This is a genomic window from Streptomyces sp. NBC_01390 (assembly GCF_045040105.1).
Lineage (GTDB): Bacteria > Actinomycetota > Actinomycetes > Streptomycetales > Streptomycetaceae > Streptomyces.
Genome location: NZ_CP109551.1, coordinates 11,004,726 through 11,021,674, shown reverse-complemented (window position 1 = coordinate 11,021,674; position 16,949 = coordinate 11,004,726). Strand labels below are relative to the sequence as shown.

At 70.8% G+C, this 16,949-nt stretch carries 18 protein-coding genes; 13 read left to right on the top strand and 5 right to left on the bottom strand.

Translation table 11 applies throughout. From position 1 onward, the window contains the following. Positions 1 to 80 precede the first annotated feature (80 nt). Positions 81 to 935, top strand: a complete 855-nt coding sequence (locus tag OG241_RS49140) for a PaaX family transcriptional regulator C-terminal domain-containing protein (RefSeq protein WP_405825607.1) — start codon at positions 81 to 83, stop codon at positions 933 to 935. Positions 936 to 1,041: 106 nt separating this feature from the next. Then, on the top strand, positions 1,042 to 1,773 hold the full coding sequence (locus tag OG241_RS49135) for a hypothetical protein (RefSeq protein WP_405825605.1): 732 nt from the start codon (positions 1,042 to 1,044) through the stop codon (positions 1,771 to 1,773). Between the two features lie 18 nt (positions 1,774 to 1,791). Here OG241_RS49135 and OG241_RS49130 read toward each other — a convergent pair whose 3' ends face one another. Both OG241_RS49130 and OG241_RS49125 read right to left on the bottom strand, forming a co-directional pair. Next, positions 1,792 to 2,817 carry a DUF6745 domain-containing protein gene (locus OG241_RS49130; protein ID WP_405825603.1) on the bottom strand — a complete coding sequence of 342 codons (1,026 nt, stop codon included), beginning with the start codon at positions 2,815 to 2,817 and terminating at the stop codon, positions 1,792 to 1,794. Positions 2,818 to 2,897: 80 nt separating this feature from the next. Continuing rightward, positions 2,898 to 3,224 carry a hypothetical protein gene (locus tag OG241_RS49125; protein WP_405825601.1) on the bottom strand — a complete coding sequence of 109 codons (327 nt, stop codon included), beginning with the start codon at positions 3,222 to 3,224 and terminating at the stop codon, positions 2,898 to 2,900. 260 nt (positions 3,225 to 3,484) lie between these two features. Here OG241_RS49125 and OG241_RS49120 point away from each other — a divergent pair, with 260 nt between their 5' ends. From OG241_RS49120 to OG241_RS49095, 6 genes are all read left to right on the top strand, one after another. Then, positions 3,485 to 4,453 carry an STM4015 family protein gene (locus tag OG241_RS49120; protein WP_405825599.1) on the top strand — a complete coding sequence of 323 codons (969 nt, stop codon included), beginning with the start codon at positions 3,485 to 3,487 and terminating at the stop codon, positions 4,451 to 4,453. Between the two features lie 63 nt (positions 4,454 to 4,516). Beyond that, the gene (locus OG241_RS49115) at positions 4,517 to 5,728 is read left to right on the top strand and encodes an STM4014 family protein (RefSeq protein WP_405825597.1); all 1,212 of its coding nucleotides are present in this window, start codon (positions 4,517 to 4,519) and stop codon (positions 5,726 to 5,728) included. A gap of 31 nt (positions 5,729 to 5,759) precedes the next feature. Continuing rightward, positions 5,760 to 6,566 carry an STM4013/SEN3800 family hydrolase gene (locus OG241_RS49110; protein WP_405826856.1) on the top strand — a complete coding sequence of 269 codons (807 nt, stop codon included), beginning with the start codon at positions 5,760 to 5,762 and terminating at the stop codon, positions 6,564 to 6,566. Further along, on the top strand, positions 6,563 to 7,954 hold the full coding sequence (locus OG241_RS49105) for an STM4012 family radical SAM protein (RefSeq protein ID WP_405825595.1): 1,392 nt from the start codon (positions 6,563 to 6,565) through the stop codon (positions 7,952 to 7,954). The genes OG241_RS49110 and OG241_RS49105 overlap by 4 nt, the downstream gene beginning before the upstream one ends. 10 nt (positions 7,955 to 7,964) lie before the next feature. After that, entirely contained in the window at positions 7,965 to 8,891 is a 927-nt protein-coding gene (locus OG241_RS49100) for an STM4011 family radical SAM protein (protein ID WP_405825593.1), read from the top strand. 33 nt (positions 8,892 to 8,924) lie between these two features. Beyond that, complete coding sequence (locus OG241_RS49095; protein ID WP_405825592.1) at positions 8,925 to 9,497, top strand: hypothetical protein; 573 nt, start codon at positions 8,925 to 8,927, stop codon at positions 9,495 to 9,497. Between the two features lie 78 nt (positions 9,498 to 9,575). Here OG241_RS49095 and OG241_RS49090 read toward each other — a convergent pair whose 3' ends face one another. Then, positions 9,576 to 10,961 (bottom strand): DEAD/DEAH box helicase, encoded by a 1,386-nt coding sequence (locus tag OG241_RS49090; protein ID WP_405825590.1) that lies wholly within the window; start codon positions 10,959 to 10,961, stop codon positions 9,576 to 9,578. Between the two features lie 225 nt (positions 10,962 to 11,186). Between OG241_RS49090 and OG241_RS49085 the strand changes: the two genes are divergently transcribed. Both OG241_RS49085 and OG241_RS49080 read left to right on the top strand, forming a co-directional pair. Then, positions 11,187 to 12,044, top strand: a complete 858-nt coding sequence (locus tag OG241_RS49085; protein ID WP_405825589.1) for an aldo/keto reductase — start codon at positions 11,187 to 11,189, stop codon at positions 12,042 to 12,044. A gap of 188 nt (positions 12,045 to 12,232) precedes the next feature. Beyond that, complete coding sequence (locus OG241_RS49080; RefSeq protein WP_405825587.1) at positions 12,233 to 12,946, top strand: DUF2993 domain-containing protein; 714 nt, start codon at positions 12,233 to 12,235, stop codon at positions 12,944 to 12,946. A gap of 35 nt (positions 12,947 to 12,981) precedes the next feature. Here the strand turns inward: OG241_RS49080 and OG241_RS49075 are convergent, their stop codons facing one another. Next, positions 12,982 to 13,842, bottom strand: coding sequence for a LuxR C-terminal-related transcriptional regulator (locus OG241_RS49075; protein ID WP_405825585.1), 861 nt, complete (start codon positions 13,840 to 13,842; stop codon positions 12,982 to 12,984). 445 nt (positions 13,843 to 14,287) lie between these two features. On the opposite strand from OG241_RS49075, the gene OG241_RS49070 reads away from it, so the two are divergent. From OG241_RS49070 to OG241_RS49060, 3 genes are all read left to right on the top strand, one after another. Then, positions 14,288 to 14,428, top strand: a complete 141-nt coding sequence (locus tag OG241_RS49070) for a hypothetical protein (RefSeq protein WP_405825584.1) — start codon at positions 14,288 to 14,290, stop codon at positions 14,426 to 14,428. 87 nt (positions 14,429 to 14,515) lie between these two features. Then, positions 14,516 to 14,851 carry a nuclear transport factor 2 family protein gene (locus tag OG241_RS49065; protein WP_405825582.1) on the top strand — a complete coding sequence of 112 codons (336 nt, stop codon included), beginning with the start codon at positions 14,516 to 14,518 and terminating at the stop codon, positions 14,849 to 14,851. A 73-nt stretch (positions 14,852 to 14,924) separates the two neighbouring features. Next, positions 14,925 to 15,794, top strand: coding sequence for a response regulator transcription factor (locus tag OG241_RS49060; protein ID WP_405825580.1), 870 nt, complete (start codon positions 14,925 to 14,927; stop codon positions 15,792 to 15,794). 42 nt (positions 15,795 to 15,836) lie between these two features. Here OG241_RS49060 and OG241_RS49055 read toward each other — a convergent pair whose 3' ends face one another. Next, complete coding sequence (locus OG241_RS49055) at positions 15,837 to 16,880, bottom strand: 2-oxoglutarate and iron-dependent oxygenase domain-containing protein (RefSeq protein ID WP_405825578.1); 1,044 nt, start codon at positions 16,878 to 16,880, stop codon at positions 15,837 to 15,839. Positions 16,881 to 16,949: the final 69 nt, after the last annotated feature.

The window sequence follows — 16,949 nt, the reverse complement described above, 5'->3', positions numbered from 1 at the left end:
CCCGTCGGCCCGACATCCACGTGACCTCGTCCGTCCCCCCTGACGCCGGGGATCTACCGGTCGGCCGTACCCTTTCCGACGTGCACGACGAGATCACCCAGGCCGCCGAGGAAACTCCCGCCGGACCGCAGCCGCGCCCCCAGTCACTCATGTTCGCCCTGTTCGGCAGTTACGTTCTGGAGGAGGAGCTCGGACACGTCTACTCGGGCAGCATCATCGACGTCCTCGCCCGCGCCGGAGTCGGGGAGCACGCGGTCAGGTCCACCCTCACCCGCATGGTCAACCGGGGTCTGCTGCGGCGTCAGCGCCATGGGCGCAGGATGTACTTCGGCCTGACCGAGCAGACGGCCGAGATCCTCCTGGACGGAAAACGGCGCCTCTGGCAGACCGACGCCGTCAACGACGACTGGGACGGCACCTGGACGCTGCTCGGCTTCTCACTCCCCGAGTCCTGGCAGCGCCAGCGGCACGATCTGCGCTCCCGGCTCACCTGGTCGGGTTTCGGCGCCCTGTACAGCGGGCTGTGGATCGCGCCCGGTGACATCGACGCCTCCGCGCTCGTCTCCGAACTCGGCCTGGCCGCCCACGTCAAGATCTTCCACGCCAGGGCCGACGACGCCACCGACATCGGTCTGATGATCCGGGACACCTGGGACCTGGCCGGCGTGGGCGCCCGGTACGCCGAGTTCGAGCAGCGCTGGTCCGGCTGGCCCGGCAGCGGCGCCGACGACCCGCTCGGTGTCCGGCTACGGGTGATCAGCGAATGGCTCGACACCATCCGCACGGACCCGAGGCTGCCCGCCGGCCATCTGCCTCCCGACTGGCCGGCGCGCTCGGCCCAGGAGACCTTCCACCGCATCGCGCGACAGACGGAGGCACCCGCCCGCCGGATGGCCGGCGAACTCCTGGAGACCACACCGGTACAGGTGCCCTGAGCGCCGGCCCCGCCCAAAGATCACGTGTCGGCAAAATCTCCCCATCACCACACGTATGAAGCAATGCTGATCCATTCGGTCGGAATCGAGATCAGGGAGTCACCAAGTGCCCATAAGACAGGCCAAGTTGGCAGCGCTTCTCTGCACAGCGGTGCTCGTGACCGGATGCGGTGGCGGCGGCGGTGACGATTCCGACGCGAAGGCCTCCCCATCGGGGGCCCCGTCCGTTTCCGCGCCCGCGTCCACAGCCACCTCGGCGTCCGCGTCCGCACCGGAGCCGGAGGCTGCCGCCGACCCGCTCGACGCGGCCGAGCTGAAGTCCGCGGCACTGTCCGGCACCGAGGTGGACGGCTTCCAGATCACCGACTTCCCCGCCAAGCCCGCCGGCGGCGGCACCGCCCGTCCCGCGGTCTGCCAGCCGCTGGAGGACATGCGCACAGCGTCCCCCAAGCCTGCCCCGAAGCAGTTCCACGGTCTCCTCGCCTACGCCACCGCCGGCTCGTCGGCCGGCTCCGCCACCACCATCGGTCTGATGGCCTACGACCAGCCGGACGCCGAAGGCGTCCTCGACGGCCTGCGCACCGCCCTGAAGGACTGCACCGCCTACGAGGGCGGCGTCCCCGCCCGGACCACCGCCAAGCCGGCCACCGCACCCGACGTGGGCGACGACGCCGTCGCCTTCGGCCTGCAGACCCAGGGCGACTCCCCGGACGCCTTCGTGGTCGTCCGCAGCGGCGCCACAGTCGTCATGTTCTACGCGGTGAGCGGCACCGGTTCGGCCGCCGAGGTACCGGCGGAACTGGTCTCGGCCCAGCTCGGGAAGCTGAAGCAGGCCTGACGCTCGGTTTCACCGCGGTCAGGTCTGCCGCAACGGCTCGTACACGTCTGCGCCGAGGCCGAACGTCCAGGCCACACCCTCGCGGGCGGTGCGGGTCGTCGGCGGCACCCGCAGCCAGTACGTACGGCTCGTACCGTCGGGCTCGGGTGTGGAGTTGACAACCTCGACCATCACCACGTCCTCGTCGCCGACGAGTTCGACCCGCCACAGCACCCCGGTCTCGTCACGGTGGACGGGCTTCGCGCCGGACTCGTCCAGGTACCGGTCGTAGCCGTAGAACTCCAGCATCACGCGCCGGAGTTCGGCGTTCTCCTCGCCGCGGATCCGCTCCGGGGTCAGTGCGGTCAGCTCGTCCAGGAAGTCCCGCGGCACCGGCATGCCACGCCAGGCGTACAGCTCGAACCCGTCCGAGTAGCCGAGGGCCGGGCCGTCGCCGCGGTCCAGGCGGCCCGCCTCGTCGCGGTGCAGGGTCAGGGGGCGTTCACTGACGATCGCCGTCTTCTCGTAGGGCCACCACCAGCCCGCTTCACGTGCCACGGCGGCCAGGCCCGCCAGGGGACTGTCGACGTCCGGCTCGAACGCGCACAGCCAAGCCGCGTCGTGCTGTCCCAGCGCGGCGTCCAGGAGCAGCAGGCGGACCTGAGCCTCCTGCTGCCGGTCGGCGGCGAGTTCCTCGACCACTCCAGCCCGCACCCGGTCGACCAGCATGCGGGTCGAGTCCCACAGGCCCGCTCCGGTGGCCCGCCAGTGCCCGCTCCACCGCTCCGGGCCCAACTCCGCGTGCAGCCGCTCCCGTTCGGCCGCCCAGGGCGCGCCCAGCACGGCGTCGCGGACACCGGCGCCGAGGGGGCCCAGCGCCGAGCCGTCCGCGTGAGCGGCCATGAGCACCTGTACGGCCTCGCGGGGCGAACGCGTCCACAGGACGCGGTCCGGTTCCGGCAGTCCGGCACGCCGGTACGCGAGCCGGACGCCCCTCTCGGCCGCCGCCCGGTCACCCGGTCCCGTCGCCGCTGCCGCCGTCCGCCAACTGCCCTGATCCGTCAACGCCGTTCCTCTCCAAGTGCCGTGCCAGGCCGCATCCCCGTGCCGCCCGGTCCTACGCTTCGCCCGTGTGTCCCGGTGTGTCAGTCGGCGACGACGCGCACCGAACCCGGGATGTACTCCCGCTGCCGGATCACCCGGTACCAGCCCTTCGGCAGGGGGATCGCCGCGTGCTCCTCGTGCACGACACGCGCGCCCTCGGGCACGTGCAGCAGCATCGGCCCGAACACGCCGGCCTCGCGGATCAGCCGTCCCGGACCGGCCACCGCATGGGCGTGGCCGGTGACTTCACCGAGGGCCAGGACGAGTCTGCCCCGGCCGTCACGCGGTTCGGACGCCGCGTCGAGCGCGTACTCCGGCACCGCGTCCTCGGCCAGCGACACGATCAGTACGTCTCCTTGCCGGTACATGGGTCTCCCTCCCGATGCGGCACTCCGTGTGCCATGGGAACGACCGTAGAGGCGACCACTGACAATCGGCCCTGGTCCGTGTGCCGTTCGGCCGTCCGCGACTCACCCACCGGTTGTCGGACCTGCCTCGGTGGGGCCCCTGTTCGCGGCGTTGTCAGTGGGGCTTGGTAGAACTCCTCTACCTGGACGCGGTCGGCGCGCGCCGGGCGCATGACCACGACCGCCGATCCACCGGCCTCTGGATCAGGGAGCACGCACGCATGACACTCGGTAGCCACCTCGGGGAATTCCACGGCCTGCCGGCCTTCGCCTTTCCCGAAGCCGGTGACGCCCAGGCGGACCTGTCCGCTCTTCCGTCGCCCGAGTCCGTCGCCTGGCGCATCGCCGCCGACTCCTACGACGCCAAGGAGCAGTGGGAGGAGACCTTCGCCCGCTTCCTGGAGTCGGTCGACACCCGGCGGGTGCGCGCGCTGATCGTCGGTGCGTGGAGCGACATGTACGACAGCGGCCCCGACGAGGTGATCGGGGCGCTGGTGGCGGCCCGCGACCGGCTGCCCGCCCTGCGCGGTCTGTTCCTGGCCGATGTCCTGTCGGAGGAGTGCGAGATCTCCTGGATCACCCAGGGCGATGTCACTCCCTTGCTGGAAGCCTTTCCCGACCTGGAGGAGTTCGGGGTCCGCGGCGGCAACGAGCTGTCCTTCCCCGCCGTCCGGCACGAGCGGCTGCGCACACTGACCGTCGAGACCGGCGGCCTGCCCGTCGAGGTGGTGCGCGGTATCGCGGGCAGCGATCTGCCCGCCCTCGTCGAACTCGACCTGTGGCTGGGCACGTCCGAGTACGGGGGCGACGCCGACGTGGCCGACCTGGAGCCCTTCTTCGCCGGCACCCGGCTGCCCGGCCTCAGGCGGCTCGCCCTGCGCAACAGCGAGATCCAGGACGCCGTCTGTTCGGCGCTCGCGTCCGCGCCGGTGGTGGCGCGTCTGGAGGTTCTCGACGTCTCGATGGGCGTGCTCACCGACGACGGTGCGACCGCCCTGCTGACCGGTCAGCCGCTGACCCATCTGAAGAAGCTCGACCTGCACCACAACTACCTCAGTGAGGCGCTGCGTACGCGGCTGCTCCAGACACTGGAGCCCGCCGGTGTGGAGGTCGACGTCGATCCCGACGACGCCGACTCCGACGAGGAGGACGACGGCACGGTGTGGCGTTTCGTCGCGGTGGGCGAGTAGCCCGACGGCGTCCGGACGGAACAGACCAGGGCACGCAGGCAGACAAGGGGGGGAGTGAGCGGCATGCGGTACAGGGAGGCGGAGAGCGCCCCGCCGAGATGGGCGGTGGTCGCCAACGGGGACAACCGCCGGGTGAGCCTTTTCCGCGCGGCCACCCGGGCCGCCGGTCACGGCACGCCGCGCGTGGTCGAGTGGCGGGACGTCCTGCGCGACGGGGGACACGACTTCGCCGACGACGAGTTCGTCCGCCTCGACTCCCCCGGGGAGAGCGCCGAGGTGGACGCGTTGTTGCGCGGTGTCGACGATCCGACGCGGGTGGAGGGGTCCGCGCGCTGGTACGGACGGTTCCTGCAGGGGGTGGCCTCGTTGCGCGGCGGACGGCGGCTCGACGACCGGGTGGATCTGGCCGTGATGTTCGACAAACGGCTGTGTCACGACCGGCTCGTCCGGGCGGGCGTGCCCGTACCGTCCTCCCCCACCTCCGGGGGCGGGGCGCCGGTGCGGGACTGGGCGGACGTACGCGCCCGTATGGCGGAGGCGGGCCTGCGGCGGGTGTTCGTCAAGCTCGCGCACGGCTCCTCCGCCTCCGGTGTCCTGGCGATCGAGACGACCGCGTCGGGGCGCATCCGCGCGACCACGTCCGTGGAGCGGACCGAGGAGGGCCGGCTGCACAACTCCCTGCGGGTGCGCCGCTACACCGAGGAGTGGGAGATCGCCGCGATCGTCGACACGCTCGCCCCCGACGGGCTGCACATCGAGCGATGGCTGCCGAAGGCGTCGCTCGGCGGCCGGTCGGCGGATCTGCGCATCGTGGTCGTGGGCGGCCGGGCCACCCACGCCGTGGTCCGCACCAGCCGTTCTCCGCTGACCAATCTGCATCTCGGCGGAGCGCGCGGCGACCTGGCGGCCGTACGGGCGCTCGCCGGTGACCGCTGGGCGACCGCCCTCGAAACGAGTGAGCGGGCTGCGGCCTGCTTCCCCGGCACCCTGTGCGTCGGTGTCGATCTGCTGCCGGCCATCGGCTGGCGCCGCTTCGCCGTCGGAGAGGTCAACGCGTTCGGTGACCTGCTCCCCCGTCTCACCGGCCTCCCCGGCAGCGGAGCGGAAGGCCTGGACACGTACGCAGCGCAGGTCGCCGCGGCAACGTCGTTCGCCCCCGGCCACTTCCAGCAGGCGCCGGAGCCGGGGCCGACGACACCAGCGGCATCAACTGTCCCACCCGTTGCACCCGTTCCACCGCACGAGCTTCCGAGGACCGCGCATGCCACCGTCTGAGCCCCTTCCCGCCCCGGCCGCCGGGCCGGACATGAACGACGTGGTGGGCCGTGACGACCTGTTGCTGCTCACCCTGGACACCCTCCGCCACGACGTGGCCGTCGAACTCGCCGCCGCCGGACGGCTGCCCAACCTCACCGCCCATCTGCCGGGCGGCACCTGGGAGAAGCGGCACGCGCCCGGCAGCTTCACCTACGCCTCCCACCAGGCGATGTTCGCGGGCTTCCTGCCCACACCGGCGGCTCCGGGGCCGCATCCCCGGCTGTTCGCGGCCCGGTTCGCGGGCAGCGAGACGACAGCGGACGGCACGTACGTCTTCGACACCCCCGACCTCGTGTCCGGACTGGCCTCGCACGGCTACCGCACGGTGTGCATCGGCGGCGTCGGCTTCTTCAACAAGCAGGGCGCCCTGGGCGACGTACTGCCCGGGTTCTTCCAGGAGAGCCACTGGGAGCCGGAGTTCTCCGTGGCCTCCCCGACCTCCTTCGAGGCACAGGTGGCGCGCGCCGAGAAGACGGTGTCCGAACTGCCGCCCGAGCAGCGGCTGTTCCTCTTCCTGAACGTCTCCGCGCTGCACCAGCCGAACTGGTTCCACCTGCCCGGCGCGACCCGGGAGGCGGGCGACAGCAGACTCACCCATGCCGCCGCGCTGGAGTACGTCGACCGTCACGTCGGGCGGCTGTTCAAGGCGATGAGTTCGCGTCGCCGCTGCTTCGCCATCGTCTGCTCCGACCATGGCACCGCCTACGGGGACGACGGTCACACCGGTCACCGCCTCGGCCATGAATCCGTGTGGACCGTGCCCTACGGCCACTTCTTCCTGGAGCCGTCCACATGAGCCCCACCGCCACCTCGACGGACACCTCCGCCACGGACACCGTCGTCCAGCCGCCGCGGCCCTACCAGAGCTATACGTACGCGTACCCGCACAAGACCGCCTACCGGCCGCTCACCCACGGGCCCCGGCTCGCGGACCTGTGGGCCGGGGAGTCCCGCCAGTCGCTCTCGCTCTACCTGCACATCCCGTTCTGCGAGGTCCGCTGCGGCTTCTGCAACCTGTTCACCCGGATCGGCGCGCCGGACGGTCTGACGGGCCGCTACCTGGACGCCGTGCGCCGCCAGGCCGTCGCGGTCCGCGAGGCCCTGGGTGACACGCAGGCCCCGCGGTTCGTCAACGCCGCGTTCGGCGGCGGCACTCCGACCTTTCTGGAGGCGGCGGAGCTGGAGCGGCTGTGCGACATCGCCGAGCAGGAGATGGGAGTGGATCTGCGGGCGGTCCCGCTGTCCGTGGAGGCGTCACCGTCCACGGCCACCGCCGACAGGCTGGCCGTGCTCGCCGAGCGGGGCGCGACCCGTATCAGCCTCGGCGTGCAGAGCTTCGTCGAGGAGGAGGCGCGGGCCGCCGTACGCCCGCAGCGCAGGTCCGACGTCGAGGCGGCCCTGGCCCGCATCCGTGAGGCCGCCGTGCCCGTGCTCAACATCGACCTGATCTACGGTATCGACGGGCAGACGGCGGCCAGTTGGCGCTACTCCCTCGACGCGGCCCTCGCCTGGCACCCGGAGGAGATCTACCTCTACCCCCTCTACATCCGTCCGCTGACCGGCCTCGGCCGCCACAGCGACCGGGGGGCCGCCGACCGGGAATGGGACGAGCAGCGGCTGCGCCGCTACCGGGAGGGCCGCGACCACCTTCTCTCCTCCGGCTACGAGCAGGTGTCGATGCGTATGTTCCGGCGCTCGGACGCGCCGCCCCAGGGTCCCGACGACTACGCGTGCCAGACCGACGGGATGATCGGTCTGGGCTGCGGTGCCCGCTCGTACACCTCCCGGCTGCACTACTCCTTCGACTACGCGGTCTCGATGCGGGAGATACGCGGCATCATCGACGACTACACCGCCACCGAGGACTTCTCCCGCGCGCTCCACGGCAGACGGGTCGACGAGGGCGAGGCACGGCGCCGGCACCTGCTGCAGTCCCTCCTCCAGGCCGAGGGCATGCCGCTGGCCGAGTACCGGCTCCGGTTCGGGTCGCAGGCGTACGACGACTTTCCCGCCGAGCTGGACACCCTCGCCGCGCGCGGCTGGCTCGACGACGGCGGCAGCACCGGTGCCGGTGCGGAGCGGCTGCGGCTGTCCGCCGAGGGGCTGGCCCACTCGGACGCCATCGGCCCGGAGTTCTTCTCACCGGACGTGCGCGACGCCATGGCCGCCTACGAGACGAAGTGAGAGGCGCCCGGTGGATCTGACGCTGCTGTACCGCGGGCCGCTCGCCTCCTGCGACTACGACTGCCCCTACTGCCCGTTCGCGAAGCGCCGCGACAGTACCGCGCAACTGCGCGCCGACCGCGCGGCACTGGAGCGCTTCACCGCGTGGGCGGGCGAGCAGCGGGAGGACGAGCTGTCGGTGCTCTTCACCCCGTGGGGCGAGGGGCTGGTCCGCTCCTGGTACCGGCGCGCGCTGGTCGAACTCTCCCACCAGCCGCACATACGCCGGGTCGCCATCCAGACCAACCTGAGCTGCCGCACCGACTGGCTCGCGGACGCGGACAGCGACACCGTCGCCCTGTGGTGCACCTACCACCCCGGGCAGACGCCCTACGAACGGTTCCTGGCCAGGACGTACGAGCTGTCCGCGCTCGGGATCCGCTTCAGCGTCGGCATCGTCGGCGTACCGGACCATCTGGAGCACGCGCGGAGGCTGCGCGCGGAGCTCCCGGAGCAGGTCTATCTGTGGGTGAACGCGGCCGAAGGGCACACCTACACCGACGAGCAGGCCGGTGAGTGGACCGCGTTGGACCCGCTCTTCCCGTTCAGCCGCCATCCGCACCGCTCGGCGGGCCTGCCGTGCCGCACCGGGGAGTCGGTCCTCTCCGTGGACGGTGAGGGCACCGTACGCCGCTGCCATTTCGTCCGCGCGGAACTCGGGAATCTGTACGACGGCTCCTACCGGGACGCGCTGCGCCCGCGGGCCTGTCCCTCGGGAGTGTGCGACTGCCACATCGGATACGTGCACCTGGAGACACTGCCGTTGTACGACGTGTTCGCGGGCGGCGTCCTGGAACGCGTCCCGAGGGCGCTGCCGGACCGGCCACTCCTGTCACTGGTCCCCGTCGAACGAACTGGCGTCGACGCGGCCGCCGTGACAGGGTCGCATCGATCGTGAACGTGTGAACGTGCAGTTGGTGAGAGGAAGTTCGTGGACACGCAGACCTGGGACGCCCTGGCCGCATCGATGAGGAACGCGTACGTCGCGGGCCCCGGCGAAGGGGAGCTGCCCCGCCCGGTCATCATGCCGCTGGTTCGCGGTGAACTGGTCGGCCTGATCTGGCTGCGTCCCGTCGAGACCGGCAAGGACGCGCTCACCGGCATCGCCCAGCTGTCGAACATCGCGGCGGCGGCCGGTGCCGACGAGGTCGTCCTCGCCTGGGAGACCCAGGACGTCGCCGCCACCTGCGAGTTGCCGGTCACCGGCCCGTCGCCGTGCCTGAACCTGGTGCACGCCACGAAGGACGGCCACACCCTGCACCGGTTCCCCTACGCCGAGCAGACCCCCACCGACTCCCCCGTGGGTCAGGCCGCGGCCGCCCCGGAGTGGCTGCCCGCACTCGAGCCGCTGCCGGGCGGCGAGCTGATCCCGCCGGTCCGGGCCGCGGTCGACTACTCGTTCATCCCGCTCGACATCGACCACCCCTCGCCCTTCGGGGTGACCGTCGTCCTGATGGAGGAGGACGGCTACAGCGTGCGCCTGACCGAGGCGTTCGCCCTCTGACGACGGGGTTCCAGGCAGCCCTTCCGGTCTGCGACCGAGAGGCTCCCGGGCAGGCTCCGGCCCGTTCCCGGCTCGGTGTCAGCGGCCCTTGCGGACTCGGGCAGCCGCTCGGGCTTCGGCCGTCTTGCGGGCCTCGGCGGCTTTGCGGGACTCCTTCGCCGGGCGGCCCGGGCGGGTGCCGATGCCCCGGAAGGGAGCGTTTCCGGTGTTCGTTTTCGTCTCGGTCGGCGGGCGCTTCGCGCCGGTGATGGCGGTCAGCTTCTCCTCGCCGGAACGTACCTGTGCGACCGTCGGGCGAATCCCGGCCTCCGTCATCATCCGGTTGACATCGCGCCGCTGGTTGGGGGTGACCAGGGTGACCACCTTCCCGGACTCCCCCGCGCGCGCCGTACGCCCACCACGGTGCAGATAGTCCTTGGCGTCGGCCGGCGGGTCGACGTTGACGACGAGGTCGAGGGCCTCGATGTGAATGCCCCGCGCGGCGACGTTGGTGGCCACCAGCACGGTGATCGCGCCGTCCTTGAACTGACCGAGGGTGTGCGTGCGCTGCGGCTGCGACTTCCCGCTGTGCAGCGCTCCGGCCCGTACCCCGCTGGCCCGCAGATGACGGGTGAACTGGTCCACACCCGTCTTGGTGTCCAGGAACATCAGCACCCGGCCGTCCCGCGCGGCGATCTCGGTCGCGGTCGCGTACTTGTCGGCGGCGTGGATGTTCAGGACGTGGTGTTCCATCGTGGCGACCGAGCTCGCCAGCCGGTCGACCGTGGCGAGCACCGGGTCGTGGAGGTGGTCGCGCACCAGCTGGTCGACGTTGCGGTCGAGCGTGGCCGAGAAGAGCAGCCGCTGTCCGTCGGCGGGGAGCTGGTCCATGAGCTCGGAGACCTGGGGCAGAAAGCCCAGGTCACACATCTGGTCCGCCTCGTCCAGCACCGTGATCCGCACGTGGTTCAGGACGCAGTCCCGGCGCGACACCAGGTCGGTCAGCCGCCCGGGGGTCGCGATGACCACGTCGGCGCCGGCCCGCAGCTCGGCCTGCTGCCGGTTGATCGACAGGCCGCCGACCACCGTCGCCAGTCGTACGTTCAGGGTCCGCGCGTACGGTGCCAGCGCGTCGCCCACCTGCTGTGCGAGTTCCCGGGTCGGCACCAGCACCAGTGCGAGCGGGCGCTTGGACTCCGCGCGGCGACCCGCCGTCCGGACGAGCAGAGCGAGCCCGAAGGCGAGCGTCTTGCCGGAGCCGGTTCGCGCTCGGCCGAGGACGTCACGGCCGGCCAGTGCGTTCGGCAGGGTCGCCGCCTGGATCGGGAAGGGCTCCGTCACCCCGAGGCCCGCCATCGTCTCCGCGAGCTCCGGCGGCAGCCCGAGCGCGTCGAAGGACACGGCCGGGGGCAGGCCCGGGGACACCGTCCGCGGGGTGGTGAGCTCACCCTGCGGCGCGTTGTGAGCCGACGGTTTGGCGTTCATGAGGAGCCTTCCTGGTCTGACGCCCGCAACGCACCGGGGCCCGTACCCCTTGGCACGGGCCCCGGCGGTGTCGAAGCGTGACCCCATTTTATCAGCGGTGGCATCGTCATTCAGTTGTGCGAGTGCTGAATGCGTTCGGATTCCCCTGTTGGACCTCTGGGCGTCGGCGAGCAAGGGTGGTGGGGCACATCCTTACGCCGCGACACCCGGAAGAGGTCACGAGCAATGCAGACTCGACGCATCGGTGACGTGGAGGTCAGCGCGATCGGTCTGGGCGGTATGCCCATGTCGATCGAGGGACGGCCGGACGAGGCCCGTTCGCTCGCCACCATCCACGCCGCGCTCGACACGGGCGTGACCCTGATCGACACCGCGGACGCCTACCACCTGCGTGCCGACGATGTGGGGCACAACGAGACCCTCATCGCCAGGGCGCTCGCCTCCCACGAGCGCGGCCCGGACGTCCTGGTCGCCACCAAGGGCGGACATCTGCGTCCCGGTGACGGCAGCTGGACCCTGGACGGCTCCCCCGCACACATCAGGGAGGCGTGCGAGGCCTCGCTGCGCCGCCTGGGCGTGGAGGCCATCGGGCTGTACCAGTTCCACCGCCCCGACCCGAAGGTCCCGTACGAGGAGTCGGTCGGCGCGGTCCGGGACCTGCTGGACGAGGGCAAGATCCGTATGGCCGGAATCTCCAACGCCGACCCGGATCAGATCCGGCAGGCAAGCGAGATCCTCGGCGGACGTCTCGTCGCCGTGCAGAACCAGTTCTCCCCGGCGTTCCGCTCCAGCGAGCCGGAGCTGCGGCTGTGCGACGAGCTGGGCATCGCGTTCCTGCCCTGGAGTCCGCTCGGCGGTATCTCCCGGGCCGGCGACCTCGGTTCGGCGTACGCCCCCTTCGCCAGGATCGCCGCGGCCCACGGCGTCAGTCCGCAGCGTGTGTGCCTGGCCTGGATGCTCGCCAAGTCGCCGGTGGTCGTGCCGATCCCCGGCGCCAGCCGTCCGGAGACGATCCGGGACTCCGCCGCCGCCGCTCAACTGACGCTCTCCGCCGAGGAGTCGGCGGAGCTGGACGCCGTCTGAGCCACTGGGCGCCGGGCCCGCCCGGACCCGGCGCCCTCTCCCTCCGTCACGGGCGGACAACTCGACGCGGTTTGACGGGAGTTTGGCCCCCCCGACGTGTGTGCATGGTCAACAGCGACCTAGAGTCTCCCCTTGGCCTCCGTGTGAGTGCCTTGTACTCAGTTTCACCGTGACATGGGGGGATCGGCGTGAGACGTCGATGGGTGAAGGTTCTGCTGATCACGGTCGTGGTGCTCGCCGCGCTGTTCACAGCGGCGGACCGCGTGGCCGTGCACTACGCCGACAAGGAGATCACACAGCTCGCCAAGGAGAAGTACGGCTACGCCAACACCACCGACGGCCACATGGACGTGTCGATCGAGGGTTTTCCGTTCCTGACCCAGGCCGCCGCCCAGAGCTTCGATCATGTGACGCTGACCGCCGAGCGGTTCCTGATCGACACCACGACCAACGCCCAGGGCGGCTATCTGGACGTCGACCGTCTCCACCTGGACCTACGGGGTGTGACGGTGACCTCGATGACCGCGCGCAGCGCCGAGGCGAACACCGCCACCGGCACCCTGACCCTCTCGTACAAGGAACTGTCCGGGGTGTTGACCCGACTCGCGGGCAACGGCGGCCCGCTGCAGGTGTCCCAGGCGCCCGGATCCAACGGCCAGGCGGCCCGCGTCAAGGTCTCGGGCACGGTCGACGGGGCGGCATCGAACACCACGGGAACACTGCTGGCGCAGGGCACGGAACTCTCCCTGACGGTCCCTGGAGTCGAACGGGCCGAAATCTCCTGGCGGGTCGGCCTCCCGCAGGGCGTCGGCTTCGAGGTGGCGCGCGCCACGGAGGACGGCGTCGAGATCAGCCTCGTCGGTCACCAGGTGACGCTCGGCTCGTCGCGCTTCGACGGCTGAGGTGCCCGTCGGTCGCCGAGGATGCCGCAGGGGCGCTACGGGAGCAGGCCGGCCCGGCGGGCCGCGGTGACGGCTTCGAGACGGGTGCTGGTGCCGAGCTTGCGCATCACCGAGCGCAGATAGCCCTTCACGGTCTCCAGGCCGATGTCGAGCCGGTCGGAGATGTCCAGGTTGGTACAGCCCCCGGCGACCGCGGCCAGGACGTCCAGTTCACGCGGGGACAGACTCGCCGCCGGTCGGGGTGAGGTCCGCTCCGCGCAGCAGCCCGACTCCAGCAGGGAACACACCTCGTGGAAGCGTTTCTTGAGGTGGTCCTCGCCGATCGTCTCCGTCAGGTCCAGCAACTCGGTGTGGACCGCGTGCACCTGTTTCAGGGCCGTCGTGTCATGGGGCGAGGGAGTGCTCGGCACGGCCCGCGCCTCCGAGAGGAGCCGGTGCGCGTGCTCGTGGGACGCGAGGAACTGCTCCAGGTCGCGAGCCGCCGCCGTCACCGCCGTCAGTACGCGGTCACTCAGCCGTACCGCCTCCCGTGACCCCACGAAGAGCGCGGCTCGTACCGTCGTACCCACGATCACGGGCGCCGCCACCATCGCCCGCACCTCCTCCTCCGTGATGAAGGAGTCGTACTCGTGGCTGATCTGCCGCGCCGCCCGGTAGTCGGTCACCGCTGCGAGCCGACGTGTCGTCAGCACCTTGCCGACCAGTCCCGTGCCCGCGGGCACGGGGAATCCTCGGCGTCCCTGCGTCTTCCTCAGTCCGCTGGTCTCACCGATCCGCAGCAGCCGCGGGTCGACGACCCAGGCCACTCCCGCGACAGCCATACCGCTGTCCCTGCGCAGCGCCAGCACCGCGGCACGGGCGGCCGCAGCCTCCGCACTGTCCTCCGCCGGCAACACGAGCGGGTCGACTCCTTGTCCGAGCACAGCGCCAACGACTTCGTCGGGACGGCGGTCCGCTGCCTCTCCTGGTGCGCGGAGGGGGCTGTTCCACTGTCGCCAGGAGAACAGTTCTGCAACAGTTCTTCGGCGTCAAGTCTCTTTCCAGAACGGGTAGTTGACTGTTTCTCACCTTCACCCGGAGGGGTGCGCCCACCCTCGGGATCCGGTACGCCCGCGGACGACTTTCGGCGACCCCTCATCCGGGGGTAGCTGTGCGGCCCGGTTTAGCTCAATCTTGGTGCCAGTAGAAAGCCGTTCCAGGTCCGGAGAACGGGATGTACAACCGTATGACCCGTCGCCCGGGCCACGCGCACCACCCCAGCGCGAGGCCCGCCGAGCCCGAGGTAGTCGTGTGCACCCGTCGGCTCCGAGCCTGCACCGCCCAGAGAGGAACCCCTCCCCCATGGATTTCTCCCGATTACCGCTTCCCGCCGGCCTCGGAGAAAGCGCTGTCGTCGACCCGCACCGCGGGCCGGTCGGCGCCTCCGGCACCCACGGATTCGGGATGCCGCCGCCCGCGCTCTCGCGGACCTTCGCCGGCTGACCCGCGCCACGGACACGGGCCCCACATCCGTCTGGTGGTACATGTGACACACACCGATCCGAGCAACTCACCCGCGACGAACCCCGATTGCCAGGGCCTACGGGACCGGCTGGAACCGCGCCGGCTCGTCCACACCCACGCGGCCGCCCTGGACCGGCGGAACCCAACGGTGTTCGCCTCGCTGCTCGACGGCGGCGGCGAGCTGATCCTGAATTCCCGGCCGGCGACAGCGCCTCGGGGGAGACCGACTCTCTCGCGCACGAGATGTACGCCGCTGCCGACGCCCACGCCAGAATGCGCGTGCGCGGCATCCGCTACCGCGACTCCTACCGGCGTACGACAGGAACCTGGCGCTTCTTCCGCCGGGAACTGACCGTCGACCGGGCCGAGGACCGCGTCCTCACAGCACCAACCGGCCACTGACCCCGGCCGCTCCCGCCCCCAAGGGAACGCACCACCGGAGCACTCTGTGCTCCCGCGCAGACCGAGGAAACGTATGACAGTGAAACCACCCCCCGTCTCGGACGAAGACCGCCAACTCAAGCGTGCCATCGACGCGTTACGCCACACCACCGACGTGGATCTCACCTTCGGCGGCGTCGTGACCAGAGGGCGGCACGCGCAGCTCACCGAGTTCGCCGGCAACTCGACCAGAGCCCTCATGGGACTGACTCTCGGGTTCGGTATGGGGCTCGGCGGCAAGGCGGTGGCTCTGCACCGCCCCATCGCGGTCAACGACTACGCGAACTCCAAGCGGATCAGCCATCACTACGACCTCATGGTCGCCGCGGAGGGCATCCAGGCCGTCGTGGCGGCGCCCGTGGTGGTGAACCGCACGGTACGGGCGGTGATGTACGGCGCGGTCCGCCAGTCCGTCGGGCTGGGCGACCGGACGGTCGACGCCGTCATGGACACCGCCCGCGCCCTGGAGCAGAACCTGGCGGTGCGCGACGAGGTGGTGCGGCGCCTCGGCCTTCTCGACGAGCCCATGGCCGCCGGCGAGCGCCCGCCCGAGCCGGCATCCCCTCACTGGGAGGCTATTCGCGAGGCATACGCCGAGCTTCGGGTGCTCGCCCAGCGCGTCACGGACACCGACCTGCGCGAGCGGGTCGCCGCGTTGAGCGACAAACTGGCCGGCGCCGGGGCACCCGCCTCCCGGCGTCCGTCCGACCCGGCCCTCTCGGCGCGAGAACTCGACGTCCTGTCGTGCGTCGCACTGGGACGGACCAATACCGACGTGGCGGACGAACTCGGCCTTCGGGCCGAGACGGTGAAAAGCTATCTGCGCAGCGCCATGCGCAGGCTGGGATGCCATTCACGGTTGGAGGCGGTCATGACCGCCCGCCAAATGGGTCTGCTTCCCTGAGAGGGGAAAAGGCCGCTGACGCATTCCGTGAGAGGACACGGTTCAAGAAGTGAGTGCTTCTTTGCGGAGCTGTTCGAGGACGGCCAGCCGGTCTTCCTGCTCGATACGCGCGGTGGTGGAGCGGTCGGGATAGCAGCGCATGAACATGTTCGTGAAGTGCGTGCCGTAGTGGATGAATTCGTCCGCCTCGGGCGCGTCCAAAGGACGGGCCACGGCCTGGAAGGACGGCTCGTGGAAGTACGCCATCGTAAAGCGCTCACGGTCGGCCAGGCGCACCTTGTGCGGGGTGGAGAGGAGGGTTCCCCCGGTGATGAACTGCATGATGTCGCCGGGGAAGACGGTGAAGACCGAGGGGGCCGGGGCCACGAAGGTCCAGGGGCCCTCGTTCTCGTAGCGCCCGGCCATGGACTCGTCGGGCAGCCAGTTGCGTCCCCGGGCCTCGCCGGGGACGGGCGGGCGGATGTAGAGGCCGCCGACCTCGTCCTGTGCGGCGATGACGAGCAGACCGTAGTCGGTGTGGGAGCCGATACCGCGCTCGGAGGTGGCGTCCGCCGGCGGGAAGCGCAGCACCCTCATGTGGTGCCAGCCGTCCTCGGTGAGCCGTGTGAAGTGCTCCATGTCGTCCAGGCCGAGGCCCAGCGCGGTCAGTTGGAGCAGTCGGTGGCCGATGTCTCCGACGACGTCCATGTAGTCCTTCATGGCGGCGGCGTACTGGTCGGACGGCCAGGGGGCGGGGCCGTGACACGGCCACCTGTCGAGGACGCGGGGGTCGTCGGCGGGGATGTCGGGGCAGACGGTGAAGATCTCCGAGCCGTCCTTCTCGCCGGCCGTCTCCTCCTCGCCGGATGCGACATAGCCGCTGTAGGTGAGGTCGGAGACGTACTGGGCCTTCTCCTTGAGCGGCCGGCCGACGAAGGCCCTGGATGCGTCGAGGGCCCGTCCAGTGGCAGCATCCTGTTCGGGGGTGGCCTGGATCTGGAAGATACCGTCGACCTGCCAGGCGGCTATGAGTGCCCGACCGAGTTCCCGGTCGGCTTCACTGCCTTCGACGGTCGCGGGCAGTGGGAATGTCTGCAGTTCGGTCATGCCCCCACCATGAACCGGACGCAGACGATCCACTACCCCCTTCTGAGGGGGCCGGACCGGCAAAGACCT